This is a genomic window from Acinetobacter ihumii (assembly GCF_900625095.1).
GTDB lineage: Bacteria > Pseudomonadota > Gammaproteobacteria > Pseudomonadales > Moraxellaceae > Acinetobacter > Acinetobacter ihumii.
Genome location: NZ_LR130760.1, coordinates 1,110,926 through 1,133,391 on the forward strand (window position 1 = coordinate 1,110,926; position 22,466 = coordinate 1,133,391).

Sequence of the window (22,466 nt, forward strand, 5' to 3'; positions counted from 1 at the left end):
GAAAGTCAAAAATTTCAAGAATAACCTTTTGTGACAAATCAATAACCTAACTCTCCTCCGAAAAACTGAAAAAATACACTATTTATAGGAAGAACAAAAAATTACTTTTTAGCTTGATCAATACAACTAGGAAATTAAGCTACTCATTTTATAAAGATTTTTCCTATAACGACATGCATACGTCATTGATCAAAATAAAAAGTTAAACCTCTCTCTATCACTTTTAACACATTGATTTGATGTGAAGTGCAACACTCAAAGGAGCAAGTATGACTTTTTTCCTGTTTATCGTTGCCATTTTGGTACAGCTATTCACCATTTGGGCTGTGTTTTATTTTGGTCTGTCGCGAACTGTTGGAAGCATTGTCACCATCGTTGTGACTGTCTTATCTGCCTTTATTTTTACCGCATGGTCTTTATTACTTGGTCTTCCACTCATTTTGATCAGCTTGATTATACTGATTGATCCATTGCGCTTTAACCTCATTACTAAACCTGCATTTAATACTTTAGGTAACTCAATGCCGAGTATTAGTACCACAGAACAAGAAGCCCTTGAAGCAGGAACCAGTTGGTGGGAAAAAGAATTATTTACAGGCGCGCCTAATTGGGACACTTTTAATGCCTATCCCTTTCCACAATTATCAGAAGAAGAACAAGCTTTTATTGATCATGAAGTCGAACAATTGTGCGCGATGCTAGATGAATGGGAAATTCATCATAAAGCGAAAGATTTACCCGATCATGTTTGGCAATTTATTAAGGATAAGGGTTTTCTCAGCTTAATTATTCCAAAATCTTATGGTGGTAAAGAATTTAGCTCATTTGCACAAAGCCGCATCATGAGCAAAATTGCCTCACGCTCACTCACAGCGGCTGTCAGTTGTATGGTACCTAACTCATTAGGACCGGGTGAGTTACTGATGCATTACGGTACTGATGAACAAAAACAACGCTACTTACCCGGTTTAGCCGCAGGAACGGAAATTCCATGTTTTGGCTTAACCAGTCCGGAAGCGGGTTCAGATGCAGGGGCAATTCCAGATACTGGCGTAGTGTGTTACGGCGAATTTGAGGGACAAGAAGTTCTTGGGCTACGCATGAACTTCTCTAAACGCTGGATTACGCTTGCTCCAATTGCAACTGTAGTCGGTTTAGCATTTAAATTATATGATCCTGATGGATTAATGGGTGACACGTCAAAAACTGAATATGGGATTACCTGTGCCCTCATTCCAGCCAGTCACGAAGGTGTAGAAATTGGACCACGTCATTATCCGGGCTCACCGTTTATGAATGGTACAGTTGAAGGACGTGACGTGTTCATTCCAATTGACTGGATTATTGGCGGCCCTAAAAATGCAGGTAAAGGCTGGCGCATGTTGATGGAATGTTTAGGGGTTGGTCGTGGTATTTCACTGCCTGCACTTTCCACCGCAGCTGGTGAAATGAGCTACTTAACTGTCGGCGCATTTGCCAAAGTCCGTGAACAATTTAAGCTTCCTGTTGGTAAATTTGAAGGTGTACAAGAAGCGACCAGTGATATTGCCAGTGATGCCTATATGCTGGAGTCATTCCGTTATATGGTGACTTGTGGGCTGAATCAAGGAGGAACACCAGCAGTCATGACTGCGATGGCAAAATACTATGCGACTGAAACCATGCGTAAAGTCGTGAATCACGGTATGGATGTGGTGGGTGGACGTGCGATTCAGCTTGGACCACGTAACTTTTTAGCCTTGTCCTATCAAGCGATTCCTGTTGCGATTACTGTAGAAGGTGCCAACATTCTCACCCGCTCCCTCATGATTTTTGGTCAAGGTTCGATGCGTTGTCATCCTTATTTATTTAACGAGCTTCAATTGTTGCAATCGGACGATAAACCAAGCGCCTTAAAACAATTTCATGAGATCTTGTTTAAGCATCTGGGCTATACCTTTAATCGTGGCGCACGTTCCTTTGCTTATGGTTTTACTGGTGGATCAAATGATGCACCCGTCATTTCCGATGATTTTACACAGCCATACTACAAAATCATCAACCGGTTAAGTGCCAATTTAGCATTGACTGCCGATATGTCGCTGGGTTTACTCGCAGGTGATATTAAACGTAAAGAAATGCTGTCAGGTCGTTTGGCCGATATTCATGCTTATCTCTTTATTGCGAGTTCAATTTTAAAATATTATGCACACGGAACCAAATCTGAAGCTGAACAATTACATGCGAAGTTAGCACTAGAAAAAGCCCTATATAATGTTCAGGAAGCTTTCTATGGGTTGTTTGAAAACTTTCCAATCAAACTGGGCGCAGCATTGGTTAAATTTGTTTGCTTTCCATTGGGTCAACCTATTGCGAAACCGAGTGATGAGTTAAAACAAGAAGTTGCAGAGCTGATTATGCAGGAAAATCCGTTCCGTGAGCAGCTTAAAAAGCATGTGTATTATTCTCAAGATGCCAATGATGTTACAGGGCGCATGGAATCTGCTTTTCAAATGCTGCTTCAAATTGAACCCTTGTGGCATAAATTTAAAAAAGCTGAATCCAAAGATCAGTTTAAAGGTTTAAGTTTTGAAGAACATATCACAGATGCGGTTGCAACAGGCTTTATCACTGAATCAGAAGCGCAAAGCTTGATTCTTTATAACGCTAAACGTTTCGACAGCATGTTGACTGACATCTTCGACATGCAATTAAATGAAGATCTTGAACTGGAAAATCCACATATGCCCATTACCGGTGAAGCAGCTTTGGATTAAAGTAAGCTATTAGACACTTACTCAATATGATAAAAGCGTCTCAAGACGCTTTTATTTTGCTACTGATACAGGAAACGCTATGTCTCAACAAGATTATGAAAATGGATTAAAAGTTCGCACTGAAGTTATGGGCGAAAGTTTTGTCAAACGCGCTCAAGACAATACCGTACCATTTACAGCTCCCCTTCAGGACTGGATTAATGAACATGCATGGGGATCAACCTGGCAACGCGAAGGTGTATTACCTCGCAAATACCGCTCACTGATTACACTTGCGATGCTGACTGCATTAAAAGCACCCACAGAAATTAAAGGACATGTGAGAGGTGCACTCAATAATGGCTGTACGGTCGAAGAGATACAGGAAACGCTATTACATAGCTTACCGTATTGTGGCGCACCAGCCACTCAAGAAGCATTTCGTGCAGCACTTGAAGTGATTCAGGAATATCAACAAAATCAGGTTAAATAAATTTTAACTATAGCAGTTGAATACCATCTCGACCGTTACGCTTGATGTAATACAACGCTTTATCTGCCAGACTAAACCATTCTGAGACTGTTTTAACAGTCTCTATAGATGCAATACCAATACTAATACTTGCAAAAAATGTTTGGTCACTTTGCAAACGAATCTGCTTGATACAGTTTGAAATATTCTGGGCTAATTGCAAAATTTCTTCATCACTTTGATCCACCACAATAATCGCGAGCTCGTCTCCACCAAAACGTGCTGGAATATCTTTGGGTCCAATCATGCCCCTTAAAATTGTAGAGATTTCTGACAAAAAGTAGTCGCCTGCTTCATGTCCATATGTGTCATTGATATATTTGAAATGATCGACATCTAATAACATCAGATGTGCTTGTGCTTGATTTCTCTGAGCTTGCATAAAAGTTGATAACAATCGCTGCTCAAATAAGCGGCGGTTAGGAATATGCAAACGCGGATCCATCAGTGCAATACGTTCAAATTCACGATTTTTATCAATCAGTTGCACGGCCAAATTTCGAGTCAGTACACTTAAAGACATAATATAAACTGTCGCCAGCGGTAAGGATAACCAAATCATAGCGCGATCAAACTGTATATTGACTTGAAAGCCAAGGATTGCCCAGACGATAAAAAAACTGCTTAACATTGCAATCAAAGAGGGTTTTAAAATAACCCACCCACCCGCAGCATAACGATCAGACACTAAAATAGCTATCATGATTAAGGATGGAAATGGGCTAATTGCCATAACACCAATCCAGAGGCCGCCCAAAGCCGCATCAATGACCAAACTCAAATTTGTTGTCTTTACAGCATCAGAATTATTTTTTGCATAGAAATAAGCCACGACTGGCCAGCAAAAAGCATTGATAGCAAGAAGAATATAGACGAAAAAAGGATAATTTAAAAAATGAAAAACAGCTGAAATTGAAAGAAAACAAAGCGTCGTGCCCATTTGTCTCATGATAAAAATACGAGAAACATAGCGGTTACTGCGCTCAAGTAAGATGGATTCATCCGCTTTTATATATGGCATGGTCATATGTCGTTTCTGGATTGCTATCGTTGTAAGGCTTCGTTATCATGCTTTTGCATGAGCAACATTTATTAAAATCATGATTGAATTAATTTTAACGTTATTTTCAATTTAATATAATGCATTAATATACCAATTTTTTAAATACGTGAATAAATCAATGCTCATTTTATTTTGTTATTACATTTCTTATTATCTTGACTCAAGAACTCAACTTCTTAATGCGATGAAAATATATATTTTAATTTCAATACAATAAAAAGGATACGACAAAAAAATCAAATAAACATATACTCCACATTTTCTCCATAATTTATAAATCTAATCTTAAATATAAAATATTTTCCATTTAATATTAAATATCTTTAAACCGAATATTAATAATCTATATTCCAATCTAAATTTAACTTAAAAAATGTGAAATATATCACATATTTAAATCTTATCATCATATCATTGCCCTATGGGTCTTGTCATGAAAACCCATAGGACAACTGTTTCAGGTTTTATTTACTTTGTCTTTGATCGAACTAATCCAGTCTTTAAAATATCCGAATTGTTCTGCCAAAAAGGATTCTGCTTCAGGCTGATCCACATGCGTTGGTAAAATATGTTCATAGTAAGTGCCTTTTAACACATGGCGTAGCAAACGCTCACCAGGAAATGGACCACCATCATTTAAAGTTTTCGCGCCTTTAATAAGATGCCGAATATCATATTGGAGTGGTGATAAGTCCGGCACCTGCTTATCTATATTCAACAGGTTATAGACAGCTAGGCGACCTGTTCTGGCCGAACTTTCAATGGTAAATACAACATCATTGTTGGTTTCGACAAACTGTCCCACCAGTGCTAGATTTTTACATCCTTCAGGCACCACTCTTGGACGATCGCCTTTAGCACGTGGCATAAACATGGAAGTGATATAAGGCATAAAAGAAATGCGGGTAATGGTGTTTTCAATCACATTTTCTACTTGATCCAGAATATCCAAGTGATAACACAACTCTGTTAATATTTCATTGCCTGTACATTCAGGCATGGTTTTCTTCACATAATTGCCTTGTTTATCCATAAATAAAGCATAAACCCAAAGTACCAGAACATCATCGGGCTGTGTAGGGAAATGCGGTTGTCGGTTACAGGTAAAACTCATGAGCCAATTTGAATCAGTAATGGTAATAATTCCCCCAGTTACGGATTTTCCAGAGTAAGGATCATTGACTGAATAGGTTTTAAGTTTTTCAACAAATGCTGAAGGCTTACACGTTAAGGTCACCGATAACCATGATGATTTTTCAATATTGCTGCAAAATTTCTCTGGCTGACCAAAAACCGGAGATTTGGCTGCCAGATTTTTCCACAATTGCCAACCTGCACTTTGCCCACTACTTTGGTTATCAATTTGACTCACGGCTGGTGTAGTGTTATTTCCATAAGCAGTATCTTCGGTCATTGAACCGGTGGTAATGACTACAAAATCATGATCTCCGAGACTAATTTTTTCTTCTTTGCCCTCTTTTTCAATTAGAAGTGATTTAACAATTTTTTTCTGCCCTTTTTCTTCAAGCTCAACATCTTTGACCAATGTATTCAATTGAATCGAAACACCCTGTTTCTTTAGATATTGTCCTAAAGGTTTAACGAAGGTGTCATGTTGATTATATTTTGGAAAAACCAATGCTGTCATGTCTTTAAAACCATCAAACTGATGTAAAAAACGATGCATATACAGTTTACATTCCAACAAACTATGCCAGTTTTCGAAAGCAAACATAGTACGCCAGAGTGTCCAAAAGTTTGAAGCCAAAAAAGACTCGCTAAAATATTGTTCAATGGTGACATCGTCCAGATCTTCTTTTTTAGCTAAAAGAAGCTTAACAATGGCAAGTTGATCTTTTTTTGTAAGACCAAATTTACTAAAGTCTTGAACTTTGCCCTGCTCATGAATTAAACGTGCTTTGGAATAATTTGGATCGTTATCATTTAACAATCGATACTCATCCAGCACACTAAAAGGTTCTGGTAACTCTAACGCTGGAATGTCCTGAAAAATGTTCCAGATATTTTCATAGGCAAATTCCATTTCGCGTCCACCGCGAATGAGAAAGCCCTCTTCAGCATTACCTGCACCATCTAAAGAGCCACCCTCAACATGCAAATGTTCTAGGAAAACAATATTAGATGCTGGAATTTGCGCATCTCGGATAAAGTAATATGCTGCGGACAATCCAGCAATACCACTTCCGACAATATAAATTTTACTCTGCTTGTACTCTTCTGAACCAATTCCTCTATTGCGCTGATAGTTTCCGATATAGTCTGCCGGAGGAGTGGTAATGTCTGGCCTATTTTGGTAGGTTTCTGTACTTGAATCTGGTTCATGAACCATTTTTTTATAAAATGTAGATGCATTAAGAACCTTGTCAAATTTTGAAGTAATTTTACTCATGAGTTCCTCTTCGGATTTATTATCTGAAATATGTTATTTATGAGCTTATTAGTATGATCATATCAACTGCTATTTTAAGCCAAGTTCTGTATTAAGTTTGTATTTCAGCACTTCAACTTTTAAATCCGTGTATTTAAGTCAAGTTTAACCATATATATTATTCAGAGTTTAAATTCTCGTCATAAAAATAATATTTATCAAAGTAGTAGAATTTTTATTTCAATATTGGCACAAAAATAATATCAATATTCTGAGTAGGCTTAAAATTCTTTTCAGAAACCTTGAACTGAGTCGTATTTATTTTTTGTATTTTTCCCTTCCAGCATAACGAAACCAATTCATTTTTATCACGCTCGATAAGCATGTTAAAGTTTCTAATGGAACTCGCCCAATTTGCCCATGTTTTTAAAATATAACTCAGTCCCATATATGGTGGATTTTTATTTTGCATTTTATTGAGTGCATTCCTAAAACTCTGATCAACACAATGATCTTTTGCAACCTCATCATCAAGATACACTGAACCACCGACCAATGGCTGATATTGATGCTGAACATCTGTCACGCTATTCGCTTTAAAAACTTGTGGCCAACTATAAATGATCTGTGCTTCCCAATAGATTTGTTCATCTTGATGATAGGGTTTGATTAATTTTTGAATCATTGGTTGTTGGCATTGATAAATACGTTGATTTATCGCTTCATCATTCAGTTTTTGTGTCCACGGATTCATCAATTCCTGATCGGTCAAACCACATGTCTTTAATGCCTGAGTAACATCAACAGAATCACGTTTCCAATCAAGTTCACCCTTTTGATTTACATTTAATAAAAAAGCACGGACATGTGTTACAACATCCACAGGCTGCTGATTAACCTTGACCTTAAAACTTTTGATCAATGCTTCTGTGTGTGCAAAATCGCTTTCACGTGAATTTGCAACTTTGGGCAAGGGAAATACGATGTTTTCCTGAATATTATGAGAAGTTAAGTTTTTAAACTCATATTCAACACGGATTTGCCGCTTACTTATAAATAGATTTTCTTTTTGCATCTGAATATTAGGATTTTTAATATATTCAACCCCACCTGTTGCGACATATCCAGTTGAATCATTGGCGTGTACATTAGAAAAACTTAAAATACTGAATAAACCAATAACAATGAGCTTTTTAATCATTATGAAAACCCCTTTATTCTCTTTTTAATAGACTACATTTTCCTGTTATTTATTCATCATACTTTAAATCTCATGGTCTTTTTTGAGATTGTTAGCTCACTTTTACCGATTGCATCGGTTGTATATGTTGATCATCTATCAAAATGACCTGTCGGCAAATTCCTTCTGCAGCACGTTGTTGCTCAAATAAAGCAGCAGGCATCGGCTCAAAACTATCAAAAAAACAAATGTCTTGTTTATCTATTGAATAGACCAACGACTGATTGCCTACACCATCTAAGGTGTCATAAGCAACGATTGCCATTTTTCCATTTTCAATTGCTGTCTGAATTTCTAAATAACTAAGTGCCGAATGTATTGGAATATTCAAAGCTTGGGCTTGCTGATAAGTCAAACGCTCACTGTCATCGATATCTGGATCAGGATCTGTGTAAAAAGATACATCGAACCCAAAGTTTTTTAATGCAACTGCTAAAGCAATCGTAAAAGTTCCGTGTTCTTCATCGTGCTGAGTTGCCTGTATAAGTTCAGCAATATTTATTTCAATGCCATGATGTTGAAACAACATCCATAACGCAAAAACGCCGCAGTTAGCTTCAAGATTTAATAAAGATTCGGGAATATTTACAGCCATCACACTGAGCTCGTTGTATATTTATGCGAATCATACACAAAACAGCGTTGGCACTATACCTATTTCCAAGTACAATACGCCACTAGTCGAGGGATGCTGCGACGTTTTCATAAGCATATATGTGAAACCGCTAGGCTCGACGATTCGGTTAAAGCTCTGATCTTTAATCAACAACGGCATCCGCGAACTGAATGATCAATATTTGTTTTATAAAAGGAGATCGTGATGAACGCGGTTACTGCTTCATTTACAGATTATAAAGTTGCCGATATTTCTCTGGCAGATTACGGCCGTAAAGAAATTAAACTTGCTGAAGCAGAAATGCCAGCATTGATGGGCTTACGTCAACGTTATGCACAAGCAAAACCTTTAGCTGGCGCAAAGATTCTGGGTTGTATTCACATGACCATCCAGACTGCGGTATTAATTGAAACACTGGTTGAACTTGGTGCAGAAGTTCGCTGGACTTCTTGTAATATCTTTTCTACACAAGACCATGCTGCGGCTGCCATTGCAGCAAGTGGTGTTCCTGTTTTTGCATGGAAAGGCGAAACAGAAGAAGAATATGTCTGGTGTTTAGAACAACAAATTAATATCAATGGTACTCCTTGGGATGCCAATATGATTCTGGACGACGGCGGAGATTTAACCGCACTTGTTCATGAAAAATATCCAAATGTTTTGGCAAAAATTCATGGTATTACTGAAGAAACCACGACTGGCGTAGCACGTTTACTTGAAATGTGGAAAGATGGTTCACTTAAAGTTCCAGCGATTAACGTCAATGATTCTGTGACCAAATCTAAAAATGACAACAAATATGGTTGCCGCCATTCACTTAACGATGCCATCAAACGTGGTACAGACATGCTGCTGTCTGGTCGTCGTGCCTTAGTCATTGGTTATGGCGATGTAGGTAAAGGTTCTGCGCAATCTTTACGTCAGGAAGGCATGATTGTACGTGTCACTGAGGTTGATCCAATCTGTGCAATGCAAGCATGTATGGATGGTTACGAAGTTGTTGCACCTTATAAAAATGGTGTACAAACAGGCAACAAAGAAGACATCAATGTTGATCTTCTACAAAACACAGATTTGATTGTTACCACCACAGGTAACTACCATGTGTGTGACGCTGCGATGCTCGATACACTTAAAGCGGGTGCAGTTGTATGTAATATTGGTCACTTCGATACCGAAATTGATACTAACTACCTTCGTGGCTACAAATGGGTTGAAGTTAAACCTCAGGTACATCAGGTCTATCGTTCAGAAAACGAAAATGATTATTTGGTTCTGCTTTCTGAAGGCCGTCTAGTCAATCTGGGTAATGCAACCGGTCATCCTTCACGGATTATGGATGGTTCATTTGCCAACCAAGTCCTCGGTCAAATGCATTTATTTACTGAAAAATTTGCTGATCTTCCAGAAGATCAAAAAGCAGCAAAAATCCGTGTTGAACTGATTCCGAAGAAACTAGATGAAGAAGTTGCTGCGGCAATGGTTGCTGGTTTTGGTGGTGTCTTAACGCAATTGACTCAAGTTCAGGCCGATTACTTAGGCGTTCCTGTTGAAGGTCCTTTCAAATCTGAAGCTTATAAATATTAAACAAAACTGGGCAGCCCTTTATGCTGCCCTTTTTTTAATGTCTAAGCAATTTTAAAAAGGATTTGAAATGACAAAACGTGTTCCTATTTCTTTTGAGTTTTTCCCACCTAAAACTGATGCAGGTGCAGAAAAATTACGTGTGGTTCATCAAGAACTCCAACAACTCAATCCAGAGTTTTTCTCGATTACTTATGGTGCTGGTGGTTCAACACGTGAGCGTACTTTAGCGGCCATTCATGATTTTAATGGCAAAGGAACGCCTGTTGCGCCTCACCTTTCATGTATTGGGGATGACAAAGCACGTATTGCTGAACTGTTAGATTTATATCAGGCGCAAGGGATTAACCGAATTGTTGCTTTGCGTGGTGACTTACCATCTGGTCAAGTGGGTTTAGGCGAGCTACCTTATGCACAAGATCTAGTCCGTTTTATTCGTGAACATTCAGGTGATCATTTTCAGATTGAAGTCGCAGCCTACCCTGAAATGCACCCACAAGCGGAAAGCTTTGACCACGATATCAAACGGTTTATAGAAAAAGTAAATGCCGGTGCGAATGCTGCAATTACCCAATTCTTTTTTAATCCAGATGCCTATTTTTATTTTGTTGAACGCCTTCAAAAACAAGGGATACATATTCCAGTTGCACCAGGCATCATGCCAATCACTAATGCCAGTAATCTGATTCGTTTTGCAGACGGAACGGGTGCTGAAATTCCACGCTGGATTCGTAAGCAACTCCAGGCCTATGGTGATGACAGTGCAAGCATTAAAGCCTTTGGACATGAAGTCATACTCAAGTTGTGTGAGCGTCTGATTTCAGGTGGAGCACCAAGTTTGCATTTTTACTCCATGAATAATACCGAACCAACCAAACAGTTGGTACTTGATCTCGGCTTAAATTAATTTTGTTTGTGCTGTAAATGAGAGCAAAAATCCAATGAACCGTTTTTATGTTGAAACAGAACTTGAAGTCGGAACTGATTTAGCGTTACCCGAATCAGTTTTCCATCATTGGATTCGGGTACTGCGTGCTCAACCTCATGAACAGGCGATTTTCTTTCATGGTCAAGGCGGTGAATACACCGTGACTCTGAAAGAAATGAATAAAAAAAATGCGATTGTATCGGTCGACCATTTTAATCCAGTCGATCGAACGCCTGCATTTAAAGCCTTACTTGGTCAAGTCATGAGCAAAGGTGATCGAATGGATTACGCCATTCAGAAAGCCACGGAACTGGGGGTAAGCACTATTCAATTACTCACCAGTGAACGTTGTGAAATGCGTTTAAAATACGAGCGTGATCAAAAAAAAATTGAGCATTGGCAAGCCGTTGCGATTGCCGCATGCGAACAATGTGGCATGAATCGTGTCCCTCAAGTTTTGGCACCTGTAAATCTAAACGAGTGGCTAAAATCCTCTCTTCCAGCGACGAAATTAGTTCTTGCCCCAGAAAAACAACTGCAGCAAGTATTACAGCATGCGCAGTCAGAAATCGCATTATTAGTTGGGCCTGAAGGTGGATTAAGCGAAAATGAAATAATGTTAGCCAACCAACATGGATTTGTGAATTGGTGTATAGGTGAACGAGTCCTGCGTACGGAAACAGCTCCAATTGTGGCACTTTCGATTCTAAATCACCATTTTTTGTCAGAAGGTGACTGATTTTGTAGAAAGAATCATTGATTTTTTGTGTCAGGTATGACAACTTTGAAGCATATTAACAAACGTCTTAATCAACACTAAAAAGCAGATTATTTTTATTTTTGTAGTTATTTATTTTTATTTATATATTGGCCGGGTCATATTTATATGTCTGAAATACAAGAAACTGAATTGTTCGACCATGTCGATACAGTGCATATTAAAAGCTCAATCAGACATAGCAAAGCTTTATTAATTAATTTATTTTTACTCTGTATATTTGATTACCTACTTTACCGTGTATTTTACAGCCCTGTTTCTTCATTTGGCTTTAATTTATGGGTTATTATCAGTAGTGTGTTTTTTATGAGTTGTCTTTATATTCACTCTCATTTTTTCCAAAATAAAGATTATAACTTTAAAGTCGCACATCGCTGGTTGCAATTTGTGTGTTTGAGTAGTGGCTCTATTATTGGTACAGGCATTTTACTCATTTTATATAATTTAACCCAACTCATTCCGCCTATTTCAGCAGCACACATTTTAACATTGAGTTCGCTCTTGTACATTCTAACTGGAGTGATTTGTCTTACATATTTAACCTATTCTTTACGTTATTTCTTTCTATTATTTATCCCTAGCATTATTCCAATTTTTATTTCTCAGTTTAGTCACCATCAAAATGATTATGCCTTATTTTATATTGCTTATAATTTTATTGTCATTATTCTGATCATCAGTGCCATCAATTCACACCGTAATAAATATAATATGTCACTTCTGTTTTTTAAGAATAAAGAGCTTAAAAAAACTGCTGAAGAACAAGTAAAATGGACTGATGAGCTGTATCAACAACTTCAGTTGGAAATGGAAAAATCCAAGGAAATTGAATTACAACTACAATTACATAATCAGTTACTTGAACAAAAAGTAAAAGAACGAACCTATGATATTGAGAAGATGAATGATCGTCTTGAAAATCATGCACAAAATTTACGACTTGCACACGAGATTGCAGGAATTCGTCCATGGAGTTGGGACATTGAACATAGAAAAATAGAAATCACGACCCCTGAACAAGATAAAGTTATTAAAGACTGGAAACTGCATCAACGTTATCTGGAAGAGATTGTCCATCCTGATGATTTACTTCCTGTTAAAAGAGCGCTGTACCGTCATTTGCGCGGTTATACACCACGCTTTGATGTTGTGGTTCGCATTCAACAAAATGATCAATGGTGCTGGGTACAAGAAGTAGGTCAAGTGGTTGCAAGACAAGCTAAAACGAATATTCCTTTACGTATGGTTGGTATTCGTCGTGATATTAGTCAGGAGAAAAAAGATCAGGACCGCCTAAAACTTGCAGCAAGTGTGGTGCAACAAGCTGCGGAAGGAATTTTCGTACTGGATGAAAATTTATGTTATATCGATGCCAATCCATGTTATGAGCAATTAACCGGATTTAGCCAGAACGAAATTTTGGGGAAACACTTATTTGACATTACCAGTAATGATAAATTCCAACAAAAAAATATGCATTTAAATATCACCAAACAACTTTTACAAAAGGGTGAGTTTGATGGTGAGTTAAATGAGTTATTTTTATCAGGACGTGAAGTGTCGATATGGACCCATATTAATGCGGTTAAAAATGATAATGATCAAATCATGAACTATATCGGTATTGTTTCGGATCAAACCGAACGTAAACGTCAGGAACAGCGTCTATCCTATCTTGAAAATTACGATAAGTTAACCGACCTACCGAATCGTTTTTATTATAACTATCAACTGCATCAGTATTTAGTCAGCCAGAAAGATCCAATTAAACAATTTGCGGTTATTCGTTTTAATATTGACCGTTTCCGTACTCTCAATGAATTTTTAACCAATCATGGTGGAGACGAATTATTAAAAAAAGTGGCTCAACGGTTACGTATTACCAATTCTGAAGCACTGTTACTGGCTCATCTTAATGGCGATAATTTTGCAATTATTTACGAAATTTCCCACATTCGCCCTTCGATAGAACAACATTGTGCGCGTATTTTTAATAGTTTTCTGGAACCTTTTCATGTTCAGGATCAGGAATTTGTTATTACTGTATCGATGGGAGTGGCGTATTACCCCGAACATGGTCGCCAGATTGATAGCTTAAATAGTCATGCAGAACAGGCTTTAAATGATGCCAAACGTCTGGGCGGCAATACCGTTTGCTACTACTCCCCAGAAAAAGCAGCGTTGTTGACGCAAGGGGTAAATATTGAACGCGAATTGCGTAATGCCATTAAAAATAATGAATTGATTGTGTATTACCAACCTAAAATTTGTGCACAAAATAATCGAATTTATGGTTTTGAAGCACTTGCACGTTGGAATCATCCAGTTAAAGGCATTATTTCTCCTGATTTATTTATTCCGATCGCTTTGGAAACTAGTCTGATTTCAGACATTGGTCGTTTTGTGATCCTAGAAACAGCAAAACAAATTCGTGCATGGGAAGATCAAGGTTATCCAAATATTTGTGTATCTGTGAATGTGGTGGCTCAACAAATTCATCGCGGTCAATTACTCAATGATCTGGATGACGCGATGCAACTTTATCATATTGATGGAAAAAATTTAGAACTTGAAATTACCGAATCTTCACTCATGGAAAGCTCTGAAATTGTTCAGGAAATGCTTCAAGAGATTAAAGAGCGTAATATTTTAATTTCACTGGATGACTTTGGTACAGGTTATTCATCGCTGGCCTACCTTACAGAATATCCAATTGATATTTTAAAAATTGATCGAGCTTTTATTTCTAATATTGGTAATCCTAAACAGGAAGCCATAGTCAGTGCCATGATTGCGATGGGTAAAGCGATGAACTTAGGATTGGTTGCCGAAGGGGTAGAAACCGAAGAACAAGCCAATTTTCTACGCCAACAAAAATGCGATATTTTACAAGGTTTTTTATTTTCCAAACCTTTATGTGCCGAGAAAAGCACCGCTTTTCTAAAAAAACACGCTTCACTCAATTCATAAGTAGAAATAAGCAAAAACCCATATGTTTAAAGGAAATTGATCTTTTTTGTCTGGGCGTAAGGTCGAACTAGTGGTATATTCGAACGGATTTACCAATTACCCCAGTATTCATTAGTTAAATTCTGTAACAACCGAGATTCAGATGGACGATCAATCATTAAAACAAGCTGCTTTGTATTACCATGAACATCCTACCCCAGGAAAAATCAGCGTTACTCCAAGTAAACAGCTTGTCAATCAGCATGACTTGGCACTTGCTTATTCTCCGGGAGTTGCAGCTCCGTGTTTAGAGATTGAACGCGATCCTTCCGCTGCTGCCAAATATACTGCACGTGGCAATCTGGTTGCCGTTGTCAGTAATGGTACTGCTGTTTTGGGTCTGGGCAATATCGGTCCATTGGCTTCAAAACCTGTCATGGAAGGTAAAGGCGTACTGTTTAAGAAATTTGCAGGCGTGGACGTTTTTGATATTGAAATTGCAGAAAATGATCCAGATAAAATTGTCGATATCGTTGCTGCGTTAGAACCTACTTTTGGCGGTATTAACCTCGAAGACATTAAAGCACCTGAATGTTTTTATATTGAGAAGAAACTGCGTGAGCGCATGAATATTCCTGTGTTCCATGATGATCAACATGGAACCAGTATTATTGTCGGGTCAGCCTTATTAAATGCCTTACAATTAGTGAATAAAAAAATTGAAGACATTAAAATTGTGGCATCAGGTGCAGGTGCTGCTGCGTTATCTTGCCTCGACTTACTTTGCGCGCTTGGTGTAAATAAGCAAAATATCACAGTTGCTGACTCGCGTGGTTTGTTAACAACCTCACGTGATGGCTTGGATGATTCTAAAAAACGTTATGTTCAAGATATTCCACAGACCCAATTACATGAAGTGATTGCAGGTGCGGACATGTTCCTTGGTCTTTCTGCGGCGGGTATTCTCACCAAAGAAATGGTGAAAGGCATGGCAGAAAATCCAATTATTTTCGCATTGGCAAATCCAGATCCAGAAATTTTACCTGAACACGCACATGAAGTTCGCCCTGATGTGATTATGGCGACTGGTCGTTCTGACTATCCAAATCAGGTGAACAATGCCCTATGTTTCCCATACATCTTCCGTGGTGCCTTAGATGTAGGTGCAACCACGATTAATGAAGAAATGAAAATTGCCTGTGTTCATGCGATTGCACGTATGGCACATGTAGAAGCTGATGCTGCGACGTATGGCGAAAAATCGGCTTCATTTGGTCGTGATTACCTAATTCCACGTCCATTAGATCAACGCCTGATTTTGGAAATTGCGCCTGCTGTAGCGCAAGCAGCAATGGATTCTGGTGTAGCGACTCGTCCAATCGAAGATTTTTCTGCATATCGTCAAAAATTATCTGAGTTTGTATATAACTCAGCATTTATGATGAAGCCAATTTTCTCACAAGCCAAAGCCAATCCTAAACGAATTGCCTATGCTGAAGGTGAAGACTTACGTGTACTTCGCGCTGTACAAATTGCAGTTGATGATGGTATCGCTTACCCGATTCTGGTTGGTCGTACTGCGGTCATTGAAGCAAACATTAAAAAGCTAGGTTTGCGTTTAGAAAACGGCAAAAACATGCAGATTGTTGATCAGGAAAATAATCCTCAGTATGAAGATTTTTGGAAAGATTATCATCAAACCATGCAACGCAAAGGTGTGACGGTTGAATATGCTCAACGTGAAGCACGTCGTCGCTCGACTTTAATTGCAGCATTACTGGTTAAATTTGGTCAAGCAGATGGTATGCTGTGCGGTACATACAGCAGTTATGACATCCATTTAGATTTTGTCAGCAATGTGATTGGACTTAAAGAAGGTGTAAATAACTTCTTTACTTTAAATGCATTAATGCTTGAAGATCGTAATCTGTTTATTGCAGATACCTACGTCAATACTAATCCAACCGCAGAACAGTTGGTTGATATGACCATTATGGCCGCTGAAGAAGTACGTCGCTTTGGTATTACCCCACGCATTGCTTTGCTTTCTCACTCAAGTTTTGGTAGTGACCAGAATGATCCGAGCGCAAAAAAAATGCGTGAAGTTTACCGCTTACTTTCTGAACGTGCCCCTGAACTTGAAGTTGAAGGTGAAATGCATGGTGATGCTGCGCTTGATGAAAACATTCGTCATTTCGCGTTCCCACATTCACGTTTCAAAGGTTCTGCTAACCTATTGATTATGCCGAATCTTGATTCTGCAAATATTTCATTTAACTTATTAAAAGCAACCTCTGGTAACAATGTGACCATTGGCCCTATTTTACTAGGTGCAGCAAAACCTGTTCATATTCTTACTCCGACGGCAACAACGCGTCGGGTTTTAAATATGACAGCCCTGACTGTGGCTGAAATTCAACAAAGTGGTGGCTAATCTCTAAACATAAGTTTAAAGAAAAGCTTAACTTTGTGACTTGAGAAAACCTCTGTTCTGTAGCATGATGCTGATAAGAACAGAGGTTTTTTCATGCATGTTTATTTAGTAGGCGGTGCCGTACGCGATCATTTACTTGGGCATCCCTATCACGAAAAAGATTATGTTGTGGTCGGAGCTACACCACAGCAATTGCTTGATCAGGGTTATCAGCCCGTTGGTAAAGATTTCCCCGTATTTTTACATCCGCAAACCAAAGACGAATATGCACTGGCACGTACCGAACGCAAATCTGGTGTCGGTTATCATGGTTTTCAATTTTTTACTGACCCAAGTGTTACCCTTGAAGATGATCTGATTCGTCGTGATCTCACCATCAATGCTATTGCAATGGATGAAGGTTCTGGTCAGATTTATGATCCTTATGGTGGTCGTCAAGATCTGGAAATGAAAATCTTACGCCATGTTTCCGATGCTTTTTTAGAAGATCCACTTCGAGTACTTCGGGTTGCACGTTTCGCAGCACGTTATTTTCAATATGGTTTTAGCATTGCACCAGAAACACTAAGTTTAATGCAAAAATTAAGTGAATCAGGCGAGCTCGATGCACTCACACCTGAACGTGTCTGGAAAGAAACGTACAGAGCACTGATGGAAACAAATGCTCAGGTCTATTTTGAAGTTTTACGTGCGTGTGGTGCTTTGCAGGTGCTATTCCCAGAAATAGATGCACTATTTGGTGTACCGCAACGTCCAGAATATCATCCCGAAATTGACTGCGGCATTCATACCCTCATGGCCTTGCAGCAAGCCTGTAATGCTAATTATTCGCTTGATGTACGCTATGCAGTTTTGGTTCACGACTTGGGTAAAGCTCTGACACCTAAAGATGAACTTCCACGGCATATTATGCATGAAGAACGAGGGGTTAAACCTGTACAGATTTTATCGGATCGTTTAAAAGTCCCCACCCAACTCAAACAATTAGCAGTTTCAGTCTGTAAAGAACATTTAAAATGTCATCAAGCCATGACGCTGAAACCAGGCACTTTATGGCGTTTATTACAACGTTTGGATGTTTTAAGACGACCTGAACGGGTCGAAGCTTTTATACAAGCCTGTGAATGTGATGCACGTGGACGCTTGGGACTAGAACATCGAGAATATCCTCAAGCAGAATATATGCGTCAGGCCATGAACATTGTCCGCTCAATTAAGGCATCAGATTTGCCTGATCATATTCAGGGACCTGAAATTGGTGAAATGCTGATTCAATATCGTATTGATGCTTTGGCTCATCTTAAACAGCAATATGAAAACCATGTTTAACGAGTAATATTTAAGTAGACATATTTCAACTTCATAAAAAAAACCTGAGAAAAATCTCAGGTTTTTTCAATCACTCAAATCAAGCTTCTGGCGCTGGGCTATGTTGCTCAATTAAAGGTTTTAATTCACCATTTTGGAACATTTCCAACATGATGTCGCTACCACCAACCAGTTCACCATTGACCCAAAGTTGTGGGAAAGTTGGCCAGTTGGCAATTTGAGGAAGCGTTGCACGAATGTCTGGATTTTCCAAAATATTCACATAGGCAAATGGACGACCGATTTGACTGAGTGCTTCAACTGCACGCGCAGAGAAACCACATTGTGGAAACTGTGGAGTGCCTTTCATATAAAGTAAAACCGAGTGCTTGGCAATTTGATCGCGAATCAGTGCTTCGGTATCACGTGCTTGTTCAGTCATAGATAAATCCTCAACTATTCTGCATGCATTATACCTAAAACCAGTCTCTTTGTTATGATCCAATACGATAATTCTATTTTAATTTCGTTTAGCCCTTTCATTCTGTAATGGTTTTTGCTTATATAAACCCTTTCCATTTATTCAACAGATAAGAGTTCGTTATGAATCACATTACTCTCGCCCCTGTACAAGCTGATCAACCTTCACATTTGATGGCAACCTATGGCCGCCAAGCGATCAGTTTTGTGCGAGGACGAGGTTCTTATCTTTACACAGCAGATGGCACAGAGTACCTGGACGCACTGACAGGTATTGCAGTCTGTGGTTTAGGTCATGCGCATCCTGTCATTGCAGAAGCGATTGCGGAGCAAGCCGCCACTCTTGTTCACACCAGCAATTTATTTGAAATTCCTTGGCAAACGGCTGCTGCACAAAAACTGGCTGAAGTTTCAGGTATGCAGGAAGTGTTCTTTTCTAATAGCGGTGCTGAAGCCAACGAAGGTGCAATTAAAATTGCACGTAAATATGCCAGCCAGCAAGGTATTCAAAACCCCAAAATTGTGGTTGCTGAAAAATCCTTTCATGGTCGAACGTTAGCGACGTTATCTGCAACAGGTAACACGAAAGTTCAGGAAGGTTTTTTCCCTTTAGTGGAAGGTTTTATTCGTGTGCCTTTTGGTGACTTGGAAGCATTGCAGGAAGTTGCATTGCAACATCCTGATATCGTCGCGATTTTAATTGAACCGATTCAGGGTGAAGGCGGTATTAATACTGCACCGCAAGGTTTTAGTTATTTAGAAGATGTTCGTGCCTTATGTATTCAACATAATTGGCTGATGATGCTGGATGAAATTCAAACAGGTAATGGTCGTACAGGCAAATATTTTGCTTATCAACATACCAATATTATTCCAGATGTATTAACAACCGCCAAAGGCTTGGGAAATGGCTTCCCTGTTGGTGCTGTAATGACTCAAGCAAAAGCAGTTGGGATACTTGGCCCGGGAAGTCATGGTTCAACTTATGGCGGAACTGTGCTAGGTTCCCGTGTGGTCTACACGGTTATTGATACCATTCAAAAAGAGAATGCCGTAGAAAATGCTGCAAAAGTCGGACAATATATTGTTGAACAATTGCGTGAAAAACTTTCTGGTTTAAATGTTGAAGTTCGCGGTTTTGGTATGATGATTGGTGTTGAATTACCAAAAGCCTGCCCTGAAATGGTTGCCATTGCGCGCGATGAATATAAATTAATTATCAATGTGACCGCAGGTTCTGTGGTGCGTTTATTGCCACCACTGAATATGACGCAACAACAAGCAGATGATTTATTATCTCGTTTAGTGCCAGCTATTCAGCAATTTTTAGCTTAATATTCCAAGTCAAAATGTTGAGTTCAACATTTTGATAAGAAAGCCGCAACGTTGTAGCTTAAAATCAATGTTGCGGCTTTTTTCAATCTTAAAAGCAAAAAACGAGCTATTGGCATAACTCGATTTTTTTCACTATTGCATTTTAACTAAGACAGATTAAAAGTAATTAGGATACTTCCTGAAATGTTCTCCCACCGGGTAACTGACTAAAATATTGCTTTAACGCATCCAGACAACGATGGATCTTCATCGGGTGCTGTTCACGTTTAGATGTCATGGCATAGAGTGTGAAATGCGGTAAATTCCATTCAGGCAACACTTCAACCAAAGAACCATTAATCAGTTCTTTTTGTACATCCAGATAAAGGATTCGGGTCAGCCCATGGCCTTGTTGACATAAAGATTTCGCTACAAAAACATTGTTCGTTTGTAGACGAGTTTTCATGTCAATATTTACGGATTCGCCCGTTGACGCATGCTGAAATGAAAAGTGCTGATAATTATTCATCAGATTTACTGGAATCAGATCGTGATTCTTCAAATCTTCAGGACGCGAGATGGGAGCAGACTGATTTAAATAGCTCGGTGAAGCAACCAAAACCTGATCAACTCTTGCCATCGGAATGATAGTTAAATTTTGATCTTCGATTTTTGCACTCATACGAACGGCAATATCAATACGACCTTCAATCAGGTCAATATAGCGATGGTCTGCTTCAAAATTAATAGATAATCCACGATGTGCGGACATCCAGTGAGATAAGGCTGGAACAATGTGTAATGCACCTAGTTCTGGTGTCGTTGCGATACGCAAATCACCCACCAAGTCATCACGCAATTCGTTAATTCGAATTTTACCACGTTCCGCTGCGGCAAGCATTTCTTGACAACTGTGGAAAAAAGCCTGTCCAGCTTCAGTTAAGCTAAGTTTACGGGTAGAACGATGTAGAAGTGTAACCTCCATGTCCTGCTCTAACGACCGAATCTGTTGACTCACTGCGCTTGTAGTGATACCCAAATCACGGGCTGCACCACTAAACGAGCTTTTTTCTACAACACAAGCAAACACTCCCATTGCTCGAAGTTGATCTAACATAAATTTCCCTCTAAACTTATGAGATGCAGTTATCATTATTTGATAAAATCATCTCATTGTATTATACGGAGAAATTTACGATTTGCATTAGCTAATTTGAATATAGAATTAGTTAATTGGGATAATATTTGCAGGGTTAATTGGCTTTCCATCTAAGCGAATCTGGAATTCCAACATCACACTATTTGCGCCAGATGAGCCCATTTCTGCAATTTTTTGCCCTGCTGTGATGTTGTCACCACTTTTAACCAGCATTTTACTGTTATGTGCGTATGCAGTGATGTAACCATCAATATGCTTAATTAAAACCAGATTACCATATTCTTTCAGTCCATCTGCGGCATAAACCACTTGCCCATTTGCTGCTGCATAGACAGGATCACCCACATTTCCACCGTAACGCAAACCTTTGATGTTATTTGCCAGATTAAATTGTTGAATCACCGGTCCAGTTGATGGTTTTACCCAACGTAATGTCGTTGAGGTAGGTGTGGTTGTAATAGGCGGTGCAGTTGTGACTGGAGCAGCGGTTTGTGGCGCTGGACGTGTCGTGGTGGTTGGGGCAGTTGTTGTTGGCAACGCAATAGTTTGACGCTGAATTGGAGCACTTTGGGTAATGGCTTGAGTCGTGGTTGTACGCTTGGTTGCAGTGCCTTTCAGTCGTAATGATTGATTTACATAAATCCGATACGGCGGCGCGATATCATTAAGTTCAGCAACATTGATATAGTTTAAACCATAACGTGCTGCAATCCCGCTTAGCGTATCGCCTGAACGGACGGTATAATAATCTGGTGAATTTATGGTACGAGTAGAATGACCATTAATTTGAGGTTTGGAAGCACACCCTGTTATCGCCATGGCTGAGACAACAGCTACCGACATTATTATTGTTTTTAAAAATTTACGGTCTGAAATAGTCAGCATCTGGTCATTTAGTCGAAGCAATCGCATCGATCTCCCTCTCTCATAATATAAAACAACAGATATTTTCGCTAA

The 22,466-nt window shown here is 38.9% G+C and carries 16 protein-coding genes; 9 read left to right on the plus strand and 7 right to left on the minus strand.

Annotated features, from left to right (window positions below; genetic code table 11):
* The first annotated feature begins 269 nt into the window (after positions 1-269).
* Together E0D95_RS05235 and E0D95_RS05240 are read left to right on the plus strand one after the other, a co-directional pair.
* Positions 270-2,756 carry an acyl-CoA dehydrogenase gene (locus tag E0D95_RS05235; protein WP_130802898.1) on the plus strand — a complete coding sequence of 829 codons (2,487 nt, stop codon included), beginning with the start codon at positions 270-272 and terminating at the stop codon, positions 2,754-2,756.
* Positions 2,757-2,835: 79 nt separating this feature from the next.
* On the plus strand, positions 2,836-3,228 hold the full coding sequence (locus tag E0D95_RS05240; RefSeq protein ID WP_130802899.1) for a carboxymuconolactone decarboxylase family protein: 393 nt from the start codon (positions 2,836-2,838) through the stop codon (positions 3,226-3,228).
* 7 nt (positions 3,229-3,235) lie between these two features.
* Here E0D95_RS05240 and E0D95_RS05245 read toward each other — a convergent pair whose 3' ends face one another.
* The 4 genes from E0D95_RS05245 to E0D95_RS05260 all read right to left on the minus strand — a co-directional run bounded on the left by E0D95_RS05245 (position 3,236) and on the right by E0D95_RS05260 (position 8,554).
* Complete coding sequence (locus E0D95_RS05245) at positions 3,236-4,288, minus strand: sensor domain-containing diguanylate cyclase (RefSeq protein WP_130802900.1); 1,053 nt, start codon at positions 4,286-4,288, stop codon at positions 3,236-3,238.
* 499 nt (positions 4,289-4,787) lie between these two features.
* Positions 4,788-6,740, minus strand: a complete 1,953-nt coding sequence (locus E0D95_RS05250; RefSeq protein WP_130802901.1) for an oleate hydratase — start codon at positions 6,738-6,740, stop codon at positions 4,788-4,790.
* 214 nt (positions 6,741-6,954) lie between these two features.
* Positions 6,955-7,920, minus strand: coding sequence for a DUF4424 family protein (locus E0D95_RS05255; RefSeq protein ID WP_130802902.1), 966 nt, complete (start codon positions 7,918-7,920; stop codon positions 6,955-6,957).
* Between the two features lie 91 nt (positions 7,921-8,011).
* A complete protein-coding gene (locus E0D95_RS05260; RefSeq protein WP_130802903.1) occupies positions 8,012-8,554 on the minus strand; it encodes a cysteine peptidase family C39 domain-containing protein in 543 nt (180 codons plus the stop codon).
* Positions 8,555-8,779: 225 nt separating this feature from the next.
* Here E0D95_RS05260 and ahcY point away from each other — a divergent pair, with 225 nt between their 5' ends.
* From ahcY to E0D95_RS05290, 6 genes are all read left to right on the plus strand, one after another.
* Positions 8,780-10,162 carry an adenosylhomocysteinase gene (ahcY, locus tag E0D95_RS05265; protein WP_130802904.1) on the plus strand — a complete coding sequence of 461 codons (1,383 nt, stop codon included), beginning with the start codon at positions 8,780-8,782 and terminating at the stop codon, positions 10,160-10,162.
* Between the two features lie 67 nt (positions 10,163-10,229).
* A complete protein-coding gene (gene metF / locus E0D95_RS05270; protein WP_130802905.1) occupies positions 10,230-11,066 on the plus strand; it encodes a methylenetetrahydrofolate reductase [NAD(P)H] in 837 nt (278 codons plus the stop codon).
* Positions 11,067-11,100: 34 nt separating this feature from the next.
* Positions 11,101-11,826: a 16S rRNA (uracil(1498)-N(3))-methyltransferase gene (locus E0D95_RS05275; RefSeq protein WP_130802906.1), complete on the plus strand. Its 726-nt coding sequence runs from the start codon at positions 11,101-11,103 to the stop codon at positions 11,824-11,826.
* A 147-nt stretch (positions 11,827-11,973) separates the two neighbouring features.
* Entirely contained in the window at positions 11,974-14,835 is a 2,862-nt protein-coding gene (locus E0D95_RS05280; protein WP_130802907.1) for a putative bifunctional diguanylate cyclase/phosphodiesterase, read from the plus strand.
* 142 nt (positions 14,836-14,977) lie between these two features.
* A complete protein-coding gene (locus E0D95_RS05285; protein ID WP_130802908.1) occupies positions 14,978-17,248 on the plus strand; it encodes an NADP-dependent malic enzyme in 2,271 nt (756 codons plus the stop codon).
* Positions 17,249-17,341: 93 nt separating this feature from the next.
* Entirely contained in the window at positions 17,342-18,577 is a 1,236-nt protein-coding gene (locus E0D95_RS05290; RefSeq protein ID WP_130802909.1) for a multifunctional CCA addition/repair protein, read from the plus strand.
* A gap of 79 nt (positions 18,578-18,656) precedes the next feature.
* Here the strand turns inward: E0D95_RS05290 and grxD are convergent, their stop codons facing one another.
* Positions 18,657-18,998: a Grx4 family monothiol glutaredoxin gene (grxD, locus tag E0D95_RS05295; RefSeq protein WP_130802910.1), complete on the minus strand. Its 342-nt coding sequence runs from the start codon at positions 18,996-18,998 to the stop codon at positions 18,657-18,659.
* A 161-nt stretch (positions 18,999-19,159) separates the two neighbouring features.
* On the opposite strand from grxD, the gene E0D95_RS05300 reads away from it, so the two are divergent.
* Positions 19,160-20,371, plus strand: a complete 1,212-nt coding sequence (locus E0D95_RS05300) for an aspartate aminotransferase family protein (protein WP_130802911.1) — start codon at positions 19,160-19,162, stop codon at positions 20,369-20,371.
* A gap of 166 nt (positions 20,372-20,537) precedes the next feature.
* On the opposite strand, the gene E0D95_RS05305 is transcribed toward E0D95_RS05300, so the two are convergent.
* The gene (locus E0D95_RS05305; RefSeq protein WP_130802912.1) at positions 20,538-21,467 is read right to left on the minus strand and encodes a LysR family transcriptional regulator; all 930 of its coding nucleotides are present in this window, start codon (positions 21,465-21,467) and stop codon (positions 20,538-20,540) included.
* A 108-nt stretch (positions 21,468-21,575) separates the two neighbouring features.
* The gene (locus E0D95_RS05310; protein ID WP_130802913.1) at positions 21,576-22,421 is read right to left on the minus strand and encodes a peptidoglycan DD-metalloendopeptidase family protein; all 846 of its coding nucleotides are present in this window, start codon (positions 22,419-22,421) and stop codon (positions 21,576-21,578) included.
* Positions 22,422-22,466: the final 45 nt, after the last annotated feature.